General features: G+C 55.7%; 17 protein-coding genes. 5 read left to right on the top strand and 12 right to left on the bottom strand.

What is annotated here, in order from left to right; translation table 11 throughout:
- Positions 1–68 precede the first annotated feature (68 nt).
- The 3 genes from thrS to rraA form a co-directional block, all read right to left on the bottom strand.
- Positions 69–1,988 (bottom strand): threonine--tRNA ligase, encoded by a 1,920-nt coding sequence (thrS, locus tag B9Z51_RS06165; RefSeq protein WP_108372912.1) that lies wholly within the window; start codon positions 1,986–1,988, stop codon positions 69–71.
- 105 nt (positions 1,989–2,093) lie between these two features.
- A complete protein-coding gene (gene aceA, locus B9Z51_RS06160; protein ID WP_108372910.1) occupies positions 2,094–3,425 on the bottom strand; it encodes an isocitrate lyase in 1,332 nt (443 codons plus the stop codon).
- Between the two features lie 251 nt (positions 3,426–3,676).
- Positions 3,677–4,192 (bottom strand): ribonuclease E activity regulator RraA, encoded by a 516-nt coding sequence (gene rraA, locus B9Z51_RS06155; RefSeq protein ID WP_108372908.1) that lies wholly within the window; start codon positions 4,190–4,192, stop codon positions 3,677–3,679.
- Between the two features lie 244 nt (positions 4,193–4,436).
- Between rraA and B9Z51_RS06150 the strand changes: the two genes are divergently transcribed.
- Entirely contained in the window at positions 4,437–4,817 is a 381-nt protein-coding gene (locus B9Z51_RS06150; RefSeq protein WP_108372907.1) for an SWIB/MDM2 domain-containing protein, read from the top strand.
- An 86-nt stretch (positions 4,818–4,903) separates the two neighbouring features.
- Here the strand turns inward: B9Z51_RS06150 and B9Z51_RS06145 are convergent, their stop codons facing one another.
- From B9Z51_RS06145 to clpB, 3 genes are all read right to left on the bottom strand, one after another.
- On the bottom strand, positions 4,904–6,604 hold the full coding sequence (locus B9Z51_RS06145) for a thiamine pyrophosphate-binding protein (protein WP_108372905.1): 1,701 nt from the start codon (positions 6,602–6,604) through the stop codon (positions 4,904–4,906).
- A 55-nt stretch (positions 6,605–6,659) separates the two neighbouring features.
- Positions 6,660–7,877, bottom strand: coding sequence for an MFS transporter (locus B9Z51_RS06140; protein ID WP_108372903.1), 1,218 nt, complete (start codon positions 7,875–7,877; stop codon positions 6,660–6,662).
- Positions 7,878–8,021: 144 nt separating this feature from the next.
- The gene (clpB, locus tag B9Z51_RS06135; RefSeq protein ID WP_108372901.1) at positions 8,022–10,628 is read right to left on the bottom strand and encodes an ATP-dependent chaperone ClpB; all 2,607 of its coding nucleotides are present in this window, start codon (positions 10,626–10,628) and stop codon (positions 8,022–8,024) included.
- 87 nt (positions 10,629–10,715) lie between these two features.
- On the opposite strand from clpB, the gene B9Z51_RS06130 reads away from it, so the two are divergent.
- Positions 10,716–11,270 carry a hypothetical protein gene (locus tag B9Z51_RS06130; protein WP_146187692.1) on the top strand — a complete coding sequence of 185 codons (555 nt, stop codon included), beginning with the start codon at positions 10,716–10,718 and terminating at the stop codon, positions 11,268–11,270.
- 2 nt (positions 11,271–11,272) lie between these two features.
- Here the strand turns inward: B9Z51_RS06130 and B9Z51_RS06125 are convergent, their stop codons facing one another.
- The 6 genes from B9Z51_RS06125 to B9Z51_RS06100 are packed head-to-tail and all read right to left on the bottom strand — an operon-like array spanning position 11,273 to position 17,340.
- Complete coding sequence (locus B9Z51_RS06125) at positions 11,273–11,761, bottom strand: molybdenum cofactor biosynthesis protein MoaE (protein WP_108372898.1); 489 nt, start codon at positions 11,759–11,761, stop codon at positions 11,273–11,275.
- A 4-nt stretch (positions 11,762–11,765) separates the two neighbouring features.
- On the bottom strand, positions 11,766–12,017 hold the full coding sequence (locus B9Z51_RS06120; RefSeq protein WP_108372896.1) for a MoaD/ThiS family protein: 252 nt from the start codon (positions 12,015–12,017) through the stop codon (positions 11,766–11,768).
- On the bottom strand, positions 12,014–13,270 hold the full coding sequence (glp, locus tag B9Z51_RS06115; RefSeq protein ID WP_108372894.1) for a gephyrin-like molybdotransferase Glp: 1,257 nt from the start codon (positions 13,268–13,270) through the stop codon (positions 12,014–12,016). The genes B9Z51_RS06120 and glp overlap by 4 nt, the downstream gene beginning before the upstream one ends.
- Positions 13,271–13,279: 9 nt before the next feature.
- Positions 13,280–14,725 (bottom strand): threonine synthase, encoded by a 1,446-nt coding sequence (gene thrC / locus B9Z51_RS06110; RefSeq protein WP_108372893.1) that lies wholly within the window; start codon positions 14,723–14,725, stop codon positions 13,280–13,282.
- Positions 14,725–16,047: a homoserine dehydrogenase gene (locus B9Z51_RS06105; protein WP_108372891.1), complete on the bottom strand. Its 1,323-nt coding sequence runs from the start codon at positions 16,045–16,047 to the stop codon at positions 14,725–14,727. Before B9Z51_RS06105 ends, thrC begins: the two co-directional genes overlap by 1 nt.
- 51 nt (positions 16,048–16,098) lie before the next feature.
- On the bottom strand, positions 16,099–17,340 hold the full coding sequence (locus B9Z51_RS06100; protein ID WP_108372889.1) for a pyridoxal phosphate-dependent aminotransferase: 1,242 nt from the start codon (positions 17,338–17,340) through the stop codon (positions 16,099–16,101).
- A gap of 128 nt (positions 17,341–17,468) precedes the next feature.
- Between B9Z51_RS06100 and B9Z51_RS06095 the strand changes: the two genes are divergently transcribed.
- The 3 genes from B9Z51_RS06095 to B9Z51_RS06085 all read left to right on the top strand — a co-directional run bounded on the left by B9Z51_RS06095 (position 17,469) and on the right by B9Z51_RS06085 (position 20,310).
- Positions 17,469–17,846 carry an Mth938-like domain-containing protein gene (locus tag B9Z51_RS06095; protein ID WP_108372887.1) on the top strand — a complete coding sequence of 126 codons (378 nt, stop codon included), beginning with the start codon at positions 17,469–17,471 and terminating at the stop codon, positions 17,844–17,846.
- A gap of 162 nt (positions 17,847–18,008) precedes the next feature.
- Positions 18,009–18,485 (top strand): peroxiredoxin, encoded by a 477-nt coding sequence (locus B9Z51_RS06090; RefSeq protein WP_108372886.1) that lies wholly within the window; start codon positions 18,009–18,011, stop codon positions 18,483–18,485.
- 166 nt (positions 18,486–18,651) lie between these two features.
- Positions 18,652–20,310 (top strand): PhoH family protein, encoded by a 1,659-nt coding sequence (locus tag B9Z51_RS06085; protein WP_108372884.1) that lies wholly within the window; start codon positions 18,652–18,654, stop codon positions 20,308–20,310.

Genomic DNA, 20,310 nt, shown 5'->3' with positions numbered 1-20,310 from the left:
TAATAACTGCAAACAGCAGCCAAACCGCCTTTGTGCCCACGGGCCAAAGCTTGTGGCGAAACTCACCTTCAGGCTTTAGAAGCAATGTCGGCTGCAATGAGTTCAATGAACGCATCGATCGACATCACACCGAGGTCTTTGTTGCCTCGGGCACGCACTGCGACGGTACCTGCTGCCTTTTCTTTGTCACCAGCGACAAGGATGTAAGGCAGCTTTTGCAACGAATGCTCTCGTATTTTATACGTGATTTTCTCGTTACGCAGGTCCAAATCGACCCTAAGGCCTTGATTTGACACTGATTTTTGCAATTTTGCAGCAATTTCACGACAGTAATCAGCCTGAGCATCGGTGATGTTGAGCACACACACCTGAGTTGGCGCCAGCCAAGTTGGCAAAGCGCCGGCATGTTGCTCGATCAAAATACCGATGAAGCGCTCCATGCTGCCCACGATGGCGCGGTGCAGGATAACGGGGCGCTGACGCGAGCCGTCTTCGGCCACATACTCGGCATCCAGGCGCTCGGAAAGGTTGAAATCCACCTGGATCGTGCCGCACTGCCACTCGCGGCCAATGGCGTCTTTCAGCGTGTACTCGATTTTGGGACCATAGAACGCGCCATCGCCTTCTGAGATCACAAAATCGCAGCCTGAAGCACGCAAGCTGTCCATCAAGGCTTTTTCTGCCTTGTCCCAGAGTTCGTCCGAGCCAATGCGCGCCGCTGGACGGGTCGAAACCTTGTACAAAATGTCGGTGAAACCGAAGTCGGCATAGACCTTCTTGAGCACCTTGGTGAAGGTATCGCACTCAGGCAGGATCTGATCTTCGGTACAGAAGATGTGGCCGTCGTCCTGTGTGAAGCCGCGCACACGCATGATGCCGTGCAAGCCGCCCGAGGGCTCGTTACGGTGGCACTGGCCAAATTCACCATAACGCAGTGGCAGGTCGCGGTAGCTCTTGATGCCCTGCTTGAAGATCAGGATGTGGCCCGGACAATTCATCGGCTTGAGGGCATAGTCACGCTTTTCCGACTCTGTGGTGAACATGTTGTCACGGTATTTATCCCAGTGACCCGTCTTTTCCCAAAGGCTTTTGTCGATGATCTGCGGACCCTTGACTTCCTGGTAGCCGTTGTCGCGGTAAACCTGACGCATGTACTGCTCGATGATTTGCCAGACCGTCCAGCCCTTGGGGTGCCAGAACACCAGACCGGGCGCGTGCTCGTCAATGTGGAACAGATCCAGTTCCCGGCCGAGTTTGCGGTGATCGCGTTTTTCAGCCTCTTCCAGCCGAACCAGATACTGCTGCAAGTCGTCCTTGCTGGCCCAAGCTGTGCCATAGACACGCTGGAGCATTTCATTCTTGCTGTCACCACGCCAATAGGCACCCGCGACCTTCATCAATTTGAAGTGTTTGAGCTTGCCGGTACTGGGTACGTGCGGGCCGCGGCACAGATCTTCAAATGCGCCTTCACGGTAAAGACTGACGTCCTGATCGGCAGGTATGCTGGCAATGATCTCCGCTTTGTAGTGTTCCCCCAGGCTCTTGAAATAGGTAACCGCCTCATCGCGCGGCAGGACGCGACGAACCACAGCTTCGTCCTTGTTGGCCAACTCGGTCATGCGTTTTTCAATGGCGACCAAATCTTCTGGCGTGAAGGGGCGGCTGTACGAAAAATCGTAATAAAACCCGTTTTCAATGACTGGACCAATCGTGACTTGTGCCTCGGGGAACAAGTCCTTGACGGCATAAGCCAGCAAGTGCGCGGTCGAGTGACGGATCAACTCAAGCCCCTCGGGGTCTTTGGCCGTCACGATGGCCAGCTGCGAGTTGGCCGCCATGCTGAAGCTGGTGTCCACCAATTGACCGTTGACTTTGCCGCCCAAGGCCGCTTTGGCCAGGCCAGCGCCAATTGAAGCGGCCACTTCGGCCACCGTCACGGGGCCAGGAAATTCACGCAAGGAACCGTCGGGAAGAGTAATCTGAACCATGAGTTTGCAAGTAAAAAGCGCGGCAAAGGCCGCGCTTGAAAGAAGTGTCTAAACGCTGAGGGCAGATTTTACGCCGCCCTCGCCTTCAGCATACCGGGAAGTCGATCAGTGGAACTGCTCTTCTTCAGTAGAACCGGTCAAGGCTTTCACAGAAGACGAACCGCCCTGGATCACGGTGGTCACGTCGTCAAAGTAGCCTGCGCCAACTTCTTGCTGGTGCGACACGAAGGTGTAACCCTTGTCGCGTGCTGCGAATTCAGGCTCTTGAACCATTTCGGTGTAGTGCTTCATGCCTTCGCCACGAGCGTAAGCATGGGCAAACTGGAAGGTGTTGAACCAGTTGATGTGGATACCGGCCAGTGTGATGAACTGGTATTTGTAGCCCAGTGCCGACAGGTCGTCCTGGAAGGAAGCGATCTGGCTGTCGTTGAGGTTTTTCTTCCAGTTGAACGATGGCGAGCAGTTGTACGACAGCAACTTGCCTGGGCAGGCGGCGTGCACGGCTTGCGCGAATTCACGGGCAAAGCCAATGTCTGGCACGCCAGTTTCGCACCACACCAAGTCAGCATAGGGAGCGTAGGCCACACCGCGGCTGATGGCTTGCTCCAGACCGTTTTTGACGCGGTAGAAACCTTCTTGTGTGCGCTCGCCTGTCAAGAATGGTTTGTCATTGGCGTCGTGATCAGATGTGATCAAGTTGGCGGCTTCGGCATCTGTACGAGCCAACACGATGGTGGACACGCCCATGACGTCGGCAGCGAAACGTGCAGAGATCAACTTCTCGCAAGCTTCTTGTGTTGGCACCAACACTTTGCCACCCATGTGACCGCATTTCTTCACAGCGGCCAATTGGTCTTCAAAGTGGACGCCGGCAGCGCCCGAAGCGATCATGTTCTTCATCAATTCGAAGGCATTCAGAACGCCACCGAAACCGGCTTCTGCGTCAGCCACAATCGGCAAGAAATAGTCGATGAAGTCCTTGCTGCCTGGCTCGATACCACGGCCCCACTGGATTTCGTCAGCGCGCTTGAAAGTGTTGTTGATGCGGCGAACCATGGTAGGCACCGAGTCGTACGCGTACAGCGACTGATCGGGGTACATGGTCTCGGAAGTGTTGCCGTCGGCAGCGACTTGCCAGCCCGACAGATACACCGCTTCCAAGCCAGCTTTGGCTTGTTGCATGGCCTGACCAGCGCTGATGGCACCGAAGGCATTGACGTAACCTTTTTTGGCACCACCGTTGATTTTTTCCCAGAGCTTTTCTGCACCGCGCTTGGCCAAGGTGTGCTCAATGGGCATGCTGCCGCGCAAACGAACGACGTCGGCTGCGGAGTAACCGCGCTTCACGCCTTTCCAGCGTGGGTTGGTGGCCCAGTCTTTTTCGAGGGCGGCGATTTGCTGTTCACGGCTCAATTGTTGAGTGAGGCTGGCTGGCATGAGGATGCTCCTGAAGTCAAGTTGAAATCGGGCGATGTGGGCAGCGGATTCTGCTTTGTCGTTGGCTAAATCTTAACTCTTCTAGAAGACCTTTTTCAATTCTTATGTCTTATATAAGACATTTTTTTATTCTTTAAAAATCAAGGACTTGCAAAGAATATTTCTCAATACGAAATATCATTTTCCATATTGAGAAAATATACTGAGCTGCAACCCCACAATTTACCGCATTATGAAAATCCAAAGACCCGTCATGAAACGTGAAGTGCTTCAGCACACACCACCATGCCATCCGCATCGGCATACAACCAATCACCTGGACGCACACAGACCCCCTGAATGAAAACAGCGACACCCTGCTGCCCCTGATCGGCCCGTAGGGTTGGCATGGGATGGAGTGCCAGAGCGCGTATGCCCAAAGCTGTTACTGCAAGTTCAGCGGCATCACGGACGCAACCATTGATGACAATGCCTGCCCAGCCATTACGTTCAGCTGCTGCAGCCAAATTTCCGCCCAACAGTGCACGGCGCAAAGAACCTGCGCCATCAACCACCAGGACACGCCCTGCCCCAGCGGACTCCACGGCTTTTTTGACCAGGCTGTTGTCTTCGTAGCATTTGACGGTCATCACTTGGCCTGCAAATTTCAGATGCCTGCCATAGTCCTTGAAAACGGGGGGCAAGACCCTGAAATGTTCAGCCTCATTTGATTTGTAGGTATCGCAAAAATCACATGTCGAAAATTGCAAAGCAGTGCGCGCGGTCATTGGTAAAACCCTTCAAAAAATGAACCCAAACAAGAGTGGAGCCCACGCGACTTACAGGGTCCATACGCAAGTCAAAGCGGCAAAGGGTGCGAAAAGCCTCACTTAAGGAACAAATACGCAACAACCCTGAGCAAAAAATGACATATCAGCTTGGAAACCGGCTATTTCTCCAGTAGCATGCATTCAGCTGAAAACAAACTGTTTCTCAGCGGAGAAACCAACTTCCGATCAAAGGAACTTCATCATGGCAACTGCGAAAAAAACCCCGGCAAAAAAAGCTGCTCCCGCTAAAAAAGCAGCACCCGCCAAAACTGCGGCTCCTGCTACAAAAGCAGCCGCCAAAGCCCCCGCTAAAAAGGCAGCTCCTGCCAAAAAGCGCACGCCCAATCCTGCTTTCATGAAAGCACTGACACCCAGCGCCGCCTTGGCTGCAGTGGTTGGCGCCACACCACTGCCACGCACTGAAGTGGTCAGCAAGATGTGGACCTACATCAAGAAGCACAACCTGCAAGACAGCGTGAACCGTCGCGCCATCAATGCCGACGACAAACTCAAGGCCGTCTTCGGCAAAGCTCAGGTCACCATGTTTGAAATGGCTGGCCTGATCGGCAAGCACCTGAAGTAATTCAACACATGCCCATGAAAAAACCCGCCTCGGCGGGTTTTTTCATGGGCTTTTCAGATCCTTGGTTAAATTGGAAGGCCTGCCACTCAAGCCGCTTGCTTGCGCAATGCCGCATCGGTGATGGCTTTCAAAGTGCCGCGAGTGGTGATCACTTCGGGGTCAAGCATCACCTCGATCAAGGTGCCCTGGGTGCGCGCCAAAGCAGCCAGCAAGGCCGCTTTAAAGTCCCCGGTTTGATGAATCCGCAAGGCGGCGTAACCATAGGCTTGGGCCAAAGCCACGAAGTCCGGATTTTCCAACTGCGAGCCTGTGACGTGCTGCGGATATTCACGCTCTTGGTGCATGCGAATCGTGCCGTACATGCCATTGTTCAACAAAACGATGATGCTTTTGGCACCATGCTGAACGGCGGTGGCCAGCTCTTGCCCATTCATCAGGAAATCGCCATCACCCGCAATGGTGAACACCACACGTCCCGTCAACAAGCTGGCCGCAATGCCCGCTGGAACGCCATAACCCATGGCCCCCACAGTGGGCGCCAATTGGGTTTTGTGTCCTTTGACCAAACCATGGTGCCGGTAAAAGCGGTGTATCCAGCTGGCAAAGTTGCCCGCGCCATTGGTCAAGACGGCGTCTGCAGGAAGGTGCTTTTGCAGAGTGCCCACGATGGCAGGCATATCAATGCTGCCCGGCAAATCCTGGGGCTGGAGGTTTTCCAGATAAGCCGCATGTACTTGACTCGTCCAGGCCACCCATGGCACATCGCTGGGCGCCGTCAAGACTTCCAGGCTGCGGGCTGCGGCATTCATGGTGGACAAAATGGCCAAGTCAGCTTGGTACACCCGGTTCAACTCTTCCGCACTGGCATGGATATGTACCAGTTTTTGCACCGTTCTAGGCGCCTGAAGCAAGGTGTAGCCACCTGTTGTCATCTCGCCCAAACGAGGGCCGATGGCCACGATCAGGTCCGACTCACGGATGCGAGCCGCCAGCGCAGGATTGAGGCCAATCCCCACATCGCCTGCATACTGGACATGGTGGTTGTCAAAAGTGTCTTGAAAACGAAAAGCATTGGCCACAGGCAGTTGCCAATTTTCAGCAAACCGCTGCAAAGCTTGTGCAGATTGCGTTGTCCAGCCACCACCACCGCAAATGACCAAAGGCTTCTGGGAGGCCAGCAAGAGATCGCGCAAACTGCGCAGCGCTCCGGGATCGCTCCAGGCTTGTACCGGCTCCACGCGCGGCAAGGCTTGTGCTGACTGGATGGTCTGGGTCAGCATGTCTTCGGGCAAGACCACAACGACAGGGCCAGGGCGGCCATTCATCGCGGTGGCAAATGCACGGGCCACGTATTCGGGCAAGCGCTCCGGGTCATCCACCCGCTCGACCCGTTTGGCCATGCCTTTGGTAGAGGGACCAAAGAAATGGGTGTAGTCCATTTCCTGAAAAGCTTCGCGATCGCGCGTGTCACTGGCCACATCACCCACAAACAGCACCATGGGCGTAGAGTCCTGAAACGCCGTGTGCACGCCAATAGAAGCATTGGTGGCACCGGGTCCTCGGGTGACAAAACAGATGCCCGGGCGGCCCGTGAGTTTGCCCTGAGCCTCGGCCATGAAAGCCGCGCCGCCCTCTTGGCGGCATGTCACAAAGCGGATTTGGTCACGGTAAACATGGAAACCATCCAGCACCGCCAGATAACTTTCCCCCGGCACCCCGAACGCGTGGGTCACGCCTTGGGCCAAAAGGCATTCAACGAGAAGATGGCCTGCGATTTTTGTGTTCATGGTTGCATTTTGCCCACACACCTCAAGAGCGACTGTCACCCCTGTTGATCAAAATTCAAGTCGCCGCAGCAGTCCGACGCCCCACACCCAAGGCCGTGCCCACGCTGAGTAACAGCACACTGGCGGCGGCCAGCAACGTTGCGCTGTACCAGCCTTTGTCCATGAAAAATCCAAAAATTACGGGCGACAAGGCAAACCCGACATCCAGCCCCGAATAGACCAGGCCATACACCCGCCCAGTGGCCCCCTTGGGTGTGGCTTTCTTGATCATCAGATCGCGGCTGGGGCCACCCACCCCCAAAGCAAAACCCGTCGCCGCCAAAACCCACAAACTGCCCATCGCACCCAACAAACCACTGGCACACAAAGCCATGAACACGGCAGCAACACTCATGCACACCGCGACCACGCGGTCACTCCATTTTGGAAAACGGGCGGCCACAAAACCGCCAAATAACATGCCCACGGCACCCATCAGCATGTACGCCGTCAAGGTCATGGAAGCCATCTCCAAGCTCACCCCATGCAAAGCCTTGAGGATGGGGACCGAGAAATTCTGAACCACAGCCAGTGTCATGGTGGACAGCAAGAAAAATGCAAAACACCACCACACAACTGGCAAGCGCATGAAGGACAAATCACTTCCGGCATGCGCTGCGCCGGGGGTACGGGATGAGCTGGTGGTCACCAAATGCGCTCGATTCCACAGCAGGATCAGCAAAATGAGCAGGTACACCACAGCTGCCGATAGAAATGAAGCGCGCCAACCCCAAAGTGCACCCGTCACGGTAAAAAACACAGGCGCCACCGCCCAGCCCAAATTACCGCTGAGCCCATGTGCACTGAACGCATAACCCAAACGAGGGGTAGAAACCCTCTGATTCAAGATGGTGAAATCAACCGGGTGAAACGGCGCATTGCCCAAGCCGGCCAAAACAGCCACGCCCATCAAGGCGGAGTAACTCTGGGCGGTCGACGCCAAAAGACAGGCCAGGACAAACAACATCATGGACGTCATCAAAACAGGCCGTGCCCCGATGCGATCGACGACAAAACCGGCACTCGCCTGCCCTGCACCTGACACCACAAAAAACAAGGTACTGAGCAAGCCCAACTCGGAAAAGCTCCAGCCAAAGTCCCGCATGAAGATCGGAAACATCAAAGGCAAGAGCAAATGCGAAAAATGCGAACTGGCATGTGCCATGCCCACCAAACCCGTCACCTTGGCATCATTGCGCCAGTCCTTGGAGGAACCCGAAGAAGCCAAGTGCATAGAAATTCAACCCATTCAAGCTTGCTGCCCGCCAGACTCTGGAATGAGAAACTTCAGCCAGACTGCAAGAAATGGAGTTTAGCCGCACACAACAAAAGGGCCGGATGTCGCCATCCAGCCCCTTGATGACCTTGAAACCCAATATCAAGCCGCAGCTTCAATAACCTTGAAGTCGAATTGCCCCGGGTGCTGAACGGGATCGACCGAAACTTCGATGCAGCTCTTGGGCAAGAACCGCCCTTCCAGCAGCAAACGGGACAAAGGATTTTCCAGTCGCTGCTGGATGGCCCTTTTCAGCGGACGCGCACCAAACACCGGGTCAAAACCGACCTTCGCCAACTCGGCCAAGGCCGCCGGGGTCACTTCAAGACCCAAGTCCATGCGTGCCAATCGGTCTTTCAAGGCCTGCAATTGGATGCTGGCGATCGAAGCAATGTGCTGGGCATCCAGCGCATGGAAAACAACCGTCTCATCAATGCGATTCAGGAACTCGGGTCGGAAATGGGATTTCAATTCATCCAAGACCGCATCCTTGATGTCATCGACAGGCTGACCGACCATGGCTTGAATCAGGTGAGAACCCAAATTCGAGGTCATGACGATCACCGTGTTCTTGAAGTCCACCGTGCGGCCCTGCCCATCGGTCAGGCGGCCGTCGTCCAACACTTGCAGCAAGATGTTGAACACATCGGGATGGGCTTTTTCGACCTCATCGAGCAGCAACACGCTGTAGGGCTTGCGACGCACGGCCTCGGTCAAATAGCCGCCCTCTTCGTAGCCCACATAACCCGGAGGCGCACCAATGAGACGCGCCACGGAATGCTTTTCCATGAACTCACTCATGTCCACGCGGATCAGGTGATCTTCGCTGTCAAACAGAAAACCCGCCAAGGCCTTGCACAGCTCCGTCTTGCCGACACCCGTGGGGCCCAGGAACAGGAAAGAACCTGTTGGACGGTTGGGGTCTGACAAACCCGAGCGCGAGCGGCGAATCGCGTTGGCCACGGCCGCAATGGCCTCGTCTTGACCCACCACGCGTTGGTGCAGCTTGTCCTCCATCTGCAAGAGCTTCTCGCGCTCGCCCTGCATCATTTTGGACACAGGAATGCCGGTGGCGCGGGACACAACCTCAGCAATCTCTTCGGCGCCCACCTGGGTGCGCAGTAACCGGTGCACAGGCTTTTCGCCAGGGGCGGCCTCTTTGGCTTGCACTTCCTTGAGCGTCTTTTCCAAGGCTGGCAACTGACCGTACTGCAACTCGGCCACTTTGTTGAAGTCGCCTTTGCGGGTCAACTCTTCAATTTGCTGACGCAACTGATCAATTTGCTCACGCACTTGCTGGCCACCTTGGGCCTGCGCTTTTTCGGCATGCCAGATTTCTTCCAGATCCGAGGCCTCTTTCTTGAGCTTGACGATCTCTTCTTCGATCAGGGCAAAGCGTTTTTGCGATGCCTCGTCGTGCTCCTTGCGCACGGCTTCACGCTCAATTTGCAACTGGATCAAACGCCGGTCGAGTTTGTCCATCACTTCGGGCTTGGAGTCGATTTCGATCTTGATCTTGGCAGCAGCTTCATCGATCAAATCAATGGCCTTATCCGGCAAAAACCGGTCCGTGATGTAACGGTGGCTGAGTTCGGCTGCCGCCACAATGGCCGGATCGGTGATGTCTACCCCGTGGTGAATTTCGTACTTCTCTTGCAGACCGCGCAAGATGGCAATGGTGGCTTCCACGCTGGGTTCATTGACCAAAATCTTCTGAAAGCGCCGCTCCAAAGCCGCATCTTTTTCGATGTATTTGCGATACTCGTCCAGGGTCGTCGCACCCACGCAATGCAACTCGCCCCGGGCCAAGGCTGGCTTGAGCATGTTGCCCGCATCCATGGCGCCCTCGGCTTTGCCCGCGCCTACCATGGTGTGGAGCTCGTCGATGAAAACGATGGTTTGCCCCTCGTCTTTGGCCAACTCGTTCAAAACGGTTTTCAAGCGCTCTTCAAATTCGCCTCGGAACTTGGCACCGGCCAACAAGGCCGCCATGTCCAGCGACAAAACGCGTTTGCCTTTGAGTGAATCGGGCACTTCACCCGCCACGATGCGCTGTGCCAAGCCCTCCACAATGGCGGTTTTGCCCACACCGGGCTCACCAATGAGCACGGGATTGTTCTTGGTTCTGCGTTGCAAGACCTGGATGGCTCGGCGGATTTCGTCATCGCGTCCGATCACCGGGTCGAGTTTGCCCAATCGGGCACGCTCTGTGAGGTCAATGCAGTACTTTTTGAGCGCTTCCCGCTGCCCTTCAGACTCGGCACTGCCCACGGTTTCGCCGCCGCGAACAGCGGTGATGGCGGTCTCCAGACTCTTGCGGTTCAAGCCATACTCTTTGGCAAGTCGCCCCAACTCGGCTTTGTGGTCGGCCACAGCCAGCAAAAACAGCTCGCTGGCAATGAACGCATCACCGCGCTTGATGGACTCTTTTTCGGCAGCTTGCAGCAGCTTGACCAGCTCAGGGCCGACTTGCACCTGGTCTTGTCCTGTCACCTGGGGCAAACGCCCCACAGCGGCTTCAGCGGCTGACAGCAGGCCCTGCACCTGAACGCCAGCACGCAAGAGCAACGCTTTGGGGCCATCGTCTTGTTTGAGCATCGTCACAAGAACGTGCACTGGCTCGATGTAGGCATGGTCCCGCCCCAAGGCCAATGATTGGGCATCAGCGAGGGCTTCCTGGAATTTGGTGGTCAATTTGTCAATGCGCATAAAGGTTCTCCAATGCTCCCTAGCTTAGGCCCTGAAGGACATTTTCAAGGCCAAAATAGGCGCTGGAGTTTGCCTAAAATCAAGTTCATGAACATTCACCAGCTTTCCGTCACTTATGAAGAGCGCCAGGATCGGCTGCTTTTACGGCTGAACACGCAAGACAGTCAGGAATTCAGGTTTTGGCTAACTCGGCGCATGTGCACGCGTTTGATGCCCGCCATCGACCAATCGGTGGTCAGACTGGAGGCCGCGCAACCTGGTGTCGCTGCGCCTGACCCGATGGCTCAGCAAATGCTGACCGAGATCAAACGCGATGCCTTTTTGCAAAAGGCCGATTTTTCAACGCCGTTTGAAGCCAAAGCCCAACAATTGCCTTTGGGAGACGAGCCCCTGCTGATCACGGATGCTCAGCTGAGCCTGCAAACGGGCGGTGGATTGGCGATCACGTTTCAGGAAAAAAACCCCGACATGCCTGTCAAGTCCTGCCAGCTCAACTTGCAAGCCTCACTGGTTCACGGTTTGATCCACTTGATTCACCAAGCGCTGGTCAAGGCTGATTGGGGCTACACACCAGCGCCAGTCGTACAAACCACAGACGCCCCCGGCGAGGCAGCGCCCGTGGCACCGCGCTACACGCATTGATCTCAGACGTTTGACGACTCAATGCCCCAGCGGGCCAAAGCGGCATCGTCCGAGACTCGGGCATCTACCCAGTGAGCGCCTTGAGGCGTTTGTTCTTTTTTCCAAAATGGCGCCTGGGTCTTGAGGTAGTCCATCAAGAATTCACAGGCCTTGAAACTCTCACCCCGGTGCGCAGACGTCACGGCGACCAACACAATCTGGTCGGCGGGCAGCAAACGACCGACACGGTGAATCACACGGGCTGCATAGAAATCAAAGCGCCGGTGAGCCTCGTCGATCATGGTCTCGATCGACTTTTCTGTCATCCCCGGGTAGTGCTCCAGCTCCATGGCCTGGACTTCATCCTGGGACTGGCCCGTGAGCGCACGGGTATCGCGCACTGTTCCCACAAAAGTGCAGACGGCTCCGACACGCAGATCTTGGGCCCGCAAAGCGTTCAGCTCGGCAGACACATCAAAGTCTTGGGTTTGAATGGAAACCAGGGATGCCATGGGGTCAGCCTCCTGTGACGGGCGGGAAAAATCCCACTTCACAATCCGCAGGCAATGCCGTGGTCTCCAGCGCCATGACCTGGTTAACCGCCACCCGAACCGGGCGCCCCGTCGCCAGGCAATCTGCATAAGCACCGCCTCGGGCAATCAATTCGGCTCGAAGGCCCGCAACATCGGTGCTCTGAGTCTGAACGCTTTCAGCCGAAAGCCCGATGCTTTCACGCAATGAAGCAAAGTAACGAACCTGCACGTTCATGCCAACCACTCCGAAAAAGGCCAGAAATCCACCCGATCGCCTTGCGCAATGGTGTGGCCTGCTGGGTTGTCGACAACACCATCGCCCCACACCACAGAAGTCAACACACCCGAGCTTTGGTTCGGAAAAAGGTCCAGGCCGCCTTGGGCATTGCGGCGAACGCGCAAGAACTCACGACGCTTGTCGGCCTTGGGCAGATCAAAGTGTGCAGGCAGCTTCAAGCACGGTGGCATGAGCTGGTCGACACCTTGCAACTTCAACAGCAAAGGCCTGACCAGCAGCAAAAAAGTCATGTAACTGGACACGGGATTGCCCGGCAAACCGACGAAATGGGCGGCGCCTGGCACCGTCGCGCGGTTGATGTGACCATAGGCAAAGGGTTTACCGGGCTTCATGCCAATTTGCCAGAGTGCCAAGGCACCCAAAGATTGCACGGCAGGCTTGACGTGGTCTTCTTCGCCCACGGACACACCGCCGCTGGTCAAAATCAAGTCGTGGTGGTCCGCTGCGGTTTTCAACGCCGCCAACGTCGCATCGCGTCGATCGGCCACGATGCCCAGATCACTGACTTCACAGCCGAAACGGTGCAACAAGGCACGCAAGAAAAAACGGTTGGAGTTGTAAATGGCCCCTGCGGGCATCTCGTCGGGTGCCACATCACCGGGCATGATCAACTCGTCACCGGTGGAAAACAAGGCCACACGCGGACGTGGCATGACCCGCAGATGGGCCAAACCCAAGCTGGCCGCCAAACCCAGCTCGGCAGGGCCCAGTTTCTGCCCCCGCTTCAAAGCCGTCTCGCCTTGGCGAATGTCTTCACCACTGTGGCGAATCCATTCACCAGCCCCGGGCTGGACGGTGGGTCGAATCCACGTTTGCTCTGCCTGCGTCAACACCTCCACTTGCTCTTGCATCACGATGGCATCAGCCCCTGGTGGCACCGGTGCCCCCGTGAAAATGCGTGCCGCCTGACCCGCCTGCAAAGGCTGGCCTTGGTGCCCCGCAGCAATGCGTTGCGTCACCAGCAAGGGCTCCCCGGAAGGTGAGATATCAGCGCACCGCACGGCGTAGCCATCCATGGATGAATTGTCAAACGCAGGCACCTGTAAGCCGGAGACCACATCACTGGCCAAAACACGTCCATCCGCATCAAACGTGGCCACCTCCTGAAAACCAGGCAAGGGCTCAATCTGGGACAAAAGCGTCTGCAGGGCTTGGTCCAGAGGCATCAACGGTGCGCGTGGTGGAGTCATTTCAGGTTCTCAATGGCAGTGTTGCGCAATGTAGCTCTTGAGCTGTGCCACATCGGCGGGCATGACTTTGACCCGTTTGGGCAATTGCTCGATGCCTTCAAACTGGGGTGGGCGCTCGGGCTCACGACCCAAAGCTTCCACAATGGTCGCCGCAAATTTGATGGGCAGTGCCGTTTCCAGCACGATCATGGGCACTTGTAGGTTCACATGCTCTTGGGCCACTTTGACGCCATCGGCCGTGTGCGTGTCGATCATCACGCCATATTGCGCAAAAACCTGCTGAATCGTCTGCAAACGCTGCGCATGCGTGCTCTTGCCACTGTCAAAGCCATAGACGGTGGCGGCTTTGGCAAAACGCGGGTCGGCCGACAGGTCAAAAAAGCCTTGGTGGCTCAAGCCTTCACCAAAGATGGCCTGGATTTTTGCGGCATCGCGGTCCAGCAAATCGAACACGAAACGCTCAAAGTTGCTGGCTTTGGAGATGTCCATCGAGGGACTGGATGTTTCGTGCGTATCCGCCGTGCCGCGCACGCGGTACACGCCGGTGCGGAAGAACTCATCGAGCACATCGTTTTCATTGGTCGCCACCACCAGTCGGTCGATGGGCAAACCCATCATGCGGGCCACATGGCCTGCGCAGACGTTGCCAAAGTTGCCGCTGGGCACGGTGAAACTGACCATCTGCGCATTGCTTTGAGTGGCCTGAAAATAACCTGCAAAGTAATACACCACCTGGGCCAGCAAGCGGGCCCAATTGATCGAGTTGACCGTGCCAATCTTGTACTGCCGCTTGAAATTCAGGTCATTGGACACCGACTTGACCAAGTCCTGGCAGTCATCGAACACGCCTTCAATGGCGATGTTGTGGATGTTGTCATCGAGTAGGCTGAACATTTGAGCCTGCTGAAAGGGACTCATGCGGCCGTTGGGGCTGGTCATGAAAACGCGCACGCCCTTCTTGCCACGCATGGCGTACTCGGCTGCACTGCCCGTGTCACCGGAAGTAGCACCAAAAATATTGAGCTCTTCGCCACGACGGGTCAACTCGTATTCAAACAAGTTGCCCAGCAATTGCATGGCCATGTCCTTGAAGGCCAGCGTCGGGCCATTGGACAACGCCTCAAGGTACAAGTCCGGCTTGGCGCTGCCTGCGCTTTGCAAAGGCTTGAGCGGCACGATTTGGGGGGTGCCAAACACTTGTTCGGTGTAGGTCTTCAGGCACAGCGCCTTCAGGTCTTCAGCCGGAATGTCGTCGATGTACAGCGACAGGACTTCAAAAGCCAGGGCCGCATAGCCCTGGCTTTGCCAGACTTGGCGAAATCGCGTCAACATGGCTGCATCCACACGGGGGTAAGACTCGGGCAGGTACAAACCGCCATCGGGTGCCAAGCCCTCCAGCAGAATTTCACAAAAGCGTTTGCGGTCAGCGTGGCCGCGTGTGGAGAGGTAACGCATCAGTTCAGCTCTTCTTTGCGGATACGAACGATCGGGGCCATCACGGTGGGCAAGGCCTGCATCTGGGCCAGAACCTCGTTCAAGGTACCTTCGCGGGTGTCATGGGTCAGGATGATCACATCGGTCTGGTTTTCACCGGCTTGGCTGACCTGGTCGGCTTCGCGTTGCAAGACCGCATCGATGCTGATACCTGATTCGGCCAGCAAACCCGTGAGCTTGGCCAGCACGCCCGCCTGATCGGCCACGCGCAAGCGCAGGTAATAGCTGGTCACAACTTCAGCCATCGGCAAGACCTTCAGGTCACTCATGGCGCCGGGCTGGAAAGCCAGATGTGGCACGCGATTGAGCGGGTCCGCCGTGTGCAAGCGTGTGATGTCCACCAAATCAGCAATCACCGCACTGGCCGTGGGCTCAGAGCCTGCGCCCTTGCCGTAGTACAAAGTGGTGCCCACGGCATCGCCTTGCACCATCACGGCGTTCATGGCGCCTTCCACATTGGCAATCAGGCGTTGGGTTGGCACCAGGCTAGGGTGCACGCGCAGCTCCACGCCTTGCGCTGTGCGCTTGGTGATGCCCAAAAGCTTGATGCGGTAGCCCAGCTGTTCGGCGTATTTGATGTCAGCAGCGCCCAGCTGAGTGATGCCTTCCACATAGGCTTTGTCAAACTGCACAGGTATGCCGAACGCGATCGCACTCATCAAAGTCACTTTGTGTGCAGCATCCACACCTTCAATGTCGAATGTGGGATCGGCTTCGGCGTAACCCAGTCGTTGTGCTTCCTTGAGTACCACACCAAAGTCCAGACCTTTGTCGCGCATCTCGGACAAGATGAAGTTGGTGGTGCCATTGATGATGCCGGCCACCCATTGGATGCTGTTGGCCGTCAGGCCTTCGCGCAGTGCCTTGATGATCGGGATGCCACCGGCTACAGCGGCTTCAAAAGCCACCATCACGCCTTTGGCTTGTGCAGCCGCAAAAATTTCGGTCCCATGCACAGCCAGCAAGGCCTTGTTGGCCGTCACCACATGCTTGCCGGCTGCAATCGCCTCAAGCACCAGGGCTTTGGCAATGCCATAGCCACCGATCAGCTCGATCACGATGTCGATTTCAGGATTGGCAATCACCTCACGGGCATCGCCCACGACCTGAACACTGTTGCCCACCAGTTCTTGAGCGCGAGCCACGTTCAAATCGGCCACCATGGCAATTTCAATGCCCCGGCCTGCGCGACGCTGAATTTCTTCCTGGTTGCGTTTGAGCACGTTGAAAGTGCCGCTGCCTACAGTCCCAATGCCCAACAGGCCTACTTTGATCGGTTTCATCTTTTCACTTCTACGGTTCGGGGTCGACTCAGCCAACCCCCATTCAAAAAATCAGGCCACGAGCGTGTCGGTGCCAAAACGCTTGCGAGCCCCCTCCAGAAAGCGCGCCATTCGGGCGATGGCTTCACGCAAATCGTCCAGATGCGGCAGGAAAACAATCCTGAAATGGTCGGGGTCCGGCCAATTGAAACCTGTCCCCTGAACCAGCATGACTTTGGTTTCTTCCAACAATTGGAGGAAAAACTCCTGGTCATCCTTGACCGGGTAAATTTGGGGGTCCAATTTGGGGAACATGTACAAGGCCGCTTGCGGCTTGACACAATGAACCCCCGGGATGGCAGTGATCAGCTCATAGGCCAAATCACGCTGTTTGCGCAAACGCCCCCCCTCGCCCACCAACTCATTGATACTTTGATGTCCGCCCAATGCGGTCTGAATGGCCCATTGACCAGGAACATTCGCGCACAGACGCATGTTCGACAACATATTCAGGCCTTCGATGTAATCCTTGGCGGGCTTTTTGTCGCCAGAAATCACCATCCATCCTGCTCGGTAACCGCAAGAGCGGTAACTTTTGGACAGCGAGTTGAACGTCAAGGTCAGCACATCTTGGGACAAGCTGGCCAAGGGTGTGTGTTTGACACCGTCGTACAGGACTTTGTCGTACACCTCATCGGCAAAAATCACCAGTCCATGCTCGCGCGCAATAGCCACAATGCCTTGCAACAACGCGTCCGAATACAAGGCCCCGGTTGGGTTATTGGGGTTGATAACCACGATGCCCTTGGTGCGCGGTGTGACTTTGGCCCGGATATCCGCCAAATCAGGCATCCAGCCGTTGGACTCTTCACAGTTGTAATGCACGGGCGTGCCACCTGACAGACTGACTGCAGCAGTCCACAAAGGGTAATCCGGTGCAGGCAACAATAGCTCATCGCCGTTGTCAAGCAATGCATTGGTGGCCATCACGATCAATTCGCTGGCACCATTGCCCAAGTAAATGTCGTCCAGTGTGACACCCAAAATGCCTTGTTTCTGGGTCTCATGCATCACGGCCTTGCGCGCCCCAAAAATCCCCTTGCTGTCCGAATAACCCGCCGAATTGGGCAGGTTGCGGATCATGTCTTGCTGTATCTCTTCGGGCGCATCAAACCCAAAAACTGCCAAATTCCCGATGTTCAGCCTGATGATCTTGTGTCCGTCTTCTTCCATTTGTCGAGCGCGGTCCATGATGGGGCCGCGGATGTCATAACAAACGTTGGCGAGCTTGGCAGATTTTTGAATGGTCTTCAAAGTGCCTCCAAAGGCAGTTGCGTTGGGGAAAACCTATAATTTGACCACATTTCAAGACCTTTTCAGCCGCAATGAGCTGCACAACGTTCCGATGTTGAATTGAGTCGTGCCCACAACCAGACCGCGACATGAAACTTCAGCCAGACAAATCGAACGCCCCCACGATCAACGCCTACGGCGAAGGCTGGATAGAGGTCAATGGCCAAAAATTCAGTCAGTCTCTGCTCGTCAGCAGTCTGCCCGAAACTGCGCCAGGTCACTGGACCGACAAACCATTCGCTGATTTAACAGCCGAGGACTTTGCCCAGGCTGTCACAACAGGCGCTGAATTGGTGCTTTTTGGCAGTGGCCAGCGACTTCGATTTCCCAAACCCCAATGGCTTTTATCACTGATCCGCCTAGGCATTGGCATCGAAACCATGGACACGGCAGCGGCCTGCCGCACCTACAACATCCTGGCCAGCGAAGGCCGAAAAGTCACCGCCATCCTGATCATCGAACCCTAAAGCATGCATTTGCCAACCGCCATGCCCCCAACAGACACAGTCTATTCTGAGTGTGTCTCTTCAGAGTAAAATAGACGGTTGTCGAGGCTCATGGCCTTCAAGCGCAGCTGATGGCCACACCCAGTGGTCCAGGCTCAAACAGTCAAGCGAGATCAGAGTTTTATGGCGATCGTTCTAAACAAACCCCTCCCAGAATTTGAAGCGAACGCCACAGGCGGTCTGAAAGTTTCTAACATCTCTCACGTCGGCCAAACTGTCGTCTTGTTTTTCTACCCCAAAGACAATACACCAGGCTGCACAACCGAAGCCATGCAGTTTCGCGACAAATACAAAGATTTTGTCAAAGCAGGCGCCATGGTACTTGGCGTTTCACGAGACAACATGAAATCCCATGATGATTTCAAAGCCAAGTTGGAATTGCCTTTTGAACTGATCGCTGACACCGAAGAAAAAATGTGCCACATGTTTGGTGTGGTCAAAAACAAAATCATGTACGGCAAAAAAGTCAAAGGTATTGAGCGCAGTACTTTCCTGATTGGTGCGGACGGCACCTTGAAGCAGGAATGGCGCGGTTTGAAAGTCCCTGGCCACGTTGAAGAAGTGCTCAAAGCGGTCAAAGACCTCAATGAAGCGGCCTGAACACACGAAACCATCTGAGCATGATGAACTGCCATCTGGCTCATGCATAATGGTTTCATGCAGCTGAAGCTCAGCCCCACGCCCTCACAAAAAGCCGCCTTGGCCTCCAGGCGGCTTTTTCTTTTTTCGGTTGCATTCCCCATTACTTTTCAAGAGGTCTTTGTTCATGCCACTGCCACCCGCCCCCACCCAACGCGCCAGCCGTTTGACTTCCAAGGCTTTTGAGGCATCCACTTCGGACTTAGACAACACAGCGCCTGCCGAGGCCCCAGCCAGCACCATCGCGACGTTGCCGACACAGGCCAAGCAACCTCAACGCCGTAACAACAAGTCAAGTGCAATCGCCTCACCGCCAGCACCGGCTGTCCACATGGAAACGCCCAGCTCACCCCAAATTGATGCGCCCAGCGTCAAGCGCAGCAAACGCAAATCAGGCCCAACGAAGTTGTTTGTGCTGGACACCAATGTGTTGATGCATGACCCCATGAGCTTGTTCCGCTTTGAAGAGCACGATGTGTTTTTGCCCATGATCGTGCTGGAAGAGCTCGATGGTCACAAAAAAGGCATGACCGAAGTGGCCCGTAATGCACGTCAGGCCAGCAGGTCACTCGATGCATTGGCATCCGCGCACGGCGCAGATCTGGGCAAAGGATCACCGCTGAACACCACAGGCTACAGTGACGCTCTGGGTCAATTGTTCTTCCAGACACAGGCCCTTGATTTGAGCCTGCCATTGGCCCTTCCTCAAGGCAAGGCGGACAACCAGATTCTCGGTGTGGTCAAGGCATTGGGACAGTTGTACGCACCCCGAGAGGTGGTTCTGGTTTCCAAGGACATCAACATGCGGGTCAAGGCCCGCGCTCTGGGTCTGCAAGCCGAGGACTACCAGAACGACAAGACCCTGGAAGATGGGGATTTGCTCTATCCGGGCACTCTGGCTTTGCCCAAGGACTTCTGGAGCAAAAACGGTAAAACCGTGGAAAGCTGGCAGCAAGGCACACATACTTATTACAGGATTTCCGGCCCCATTGTGCCGAGCCTGTTCATGAACGAGTTTGTGTATTTTGAAGCCCCAGGTGAGCCCAGCCTTTATGCCCGCGTCACAGAAATTCGCGACAAAACTGCCGTTTTGCGCACGCTGAAAGACTTCACTCACCAAAAGAATGCTGTTTGGGGCGTCACAACGCGCAATCGCGAACAAAACTTCGCCATGAATTTGTTGACCGATCCAGACATCGACTTTGTCACACTGGCAGGTACAGCCGGTACAGGCAAGACGCTGATGGCGCTGGCAGCAGGCTTGACCCAGGTGTTGGATGATCGCCGCTACACTGAAATCATCATGACTCGCGCCACCGTGAGCGTGGGTGAAGACATCGGTTTCCTGCCAGGCACGGAAGAAGAAAAAATGGGCCCCTGGATGGGCGCACTGGACGACAACCTGGAATTTCTGGCCAAAGGTGATGGCGGCAACGCAGGCGAATGGGGTCGGGCGGCGACCAATGAACTGATCAAGAGTCGCATCAAGATCAAGAGCATGAACTTCATGCGAGGCCGCACATTCATGAACAAATATGTGATCATTGATGAGGCACAGAACCTGACGCCCAAGCAAATGAAGACCTTGATCACCCGCGCCGGGCCGGGCACCAAAATCATCTGCATGGGCAATTTGGCCCAAATTGATACCCCTTATCTGACCGAAGGCTCCTCCGGCCTGACTTATGCGGTTGATCGTTTCAAGGGATGGGCTCACGGCGGACACATCACCTTGGCACGCGGTGAACGGTCACGATTGGCTGACTTTGCCAGCGATACACTGTGA

Origin of the sequence: Limnohabitans sp. T6-5 (genome assembly GCF_003063315.1) — a bacterium.
Lineage (GTDB): Bacteria > Pseudomonadota > Gammaproteobacteria > Burkholderiales > Burkholderiaceae_C > Limnohabitans_A.
This window is presented reverse-complemented; position numbering and strand designations above follow the sequence as displayed.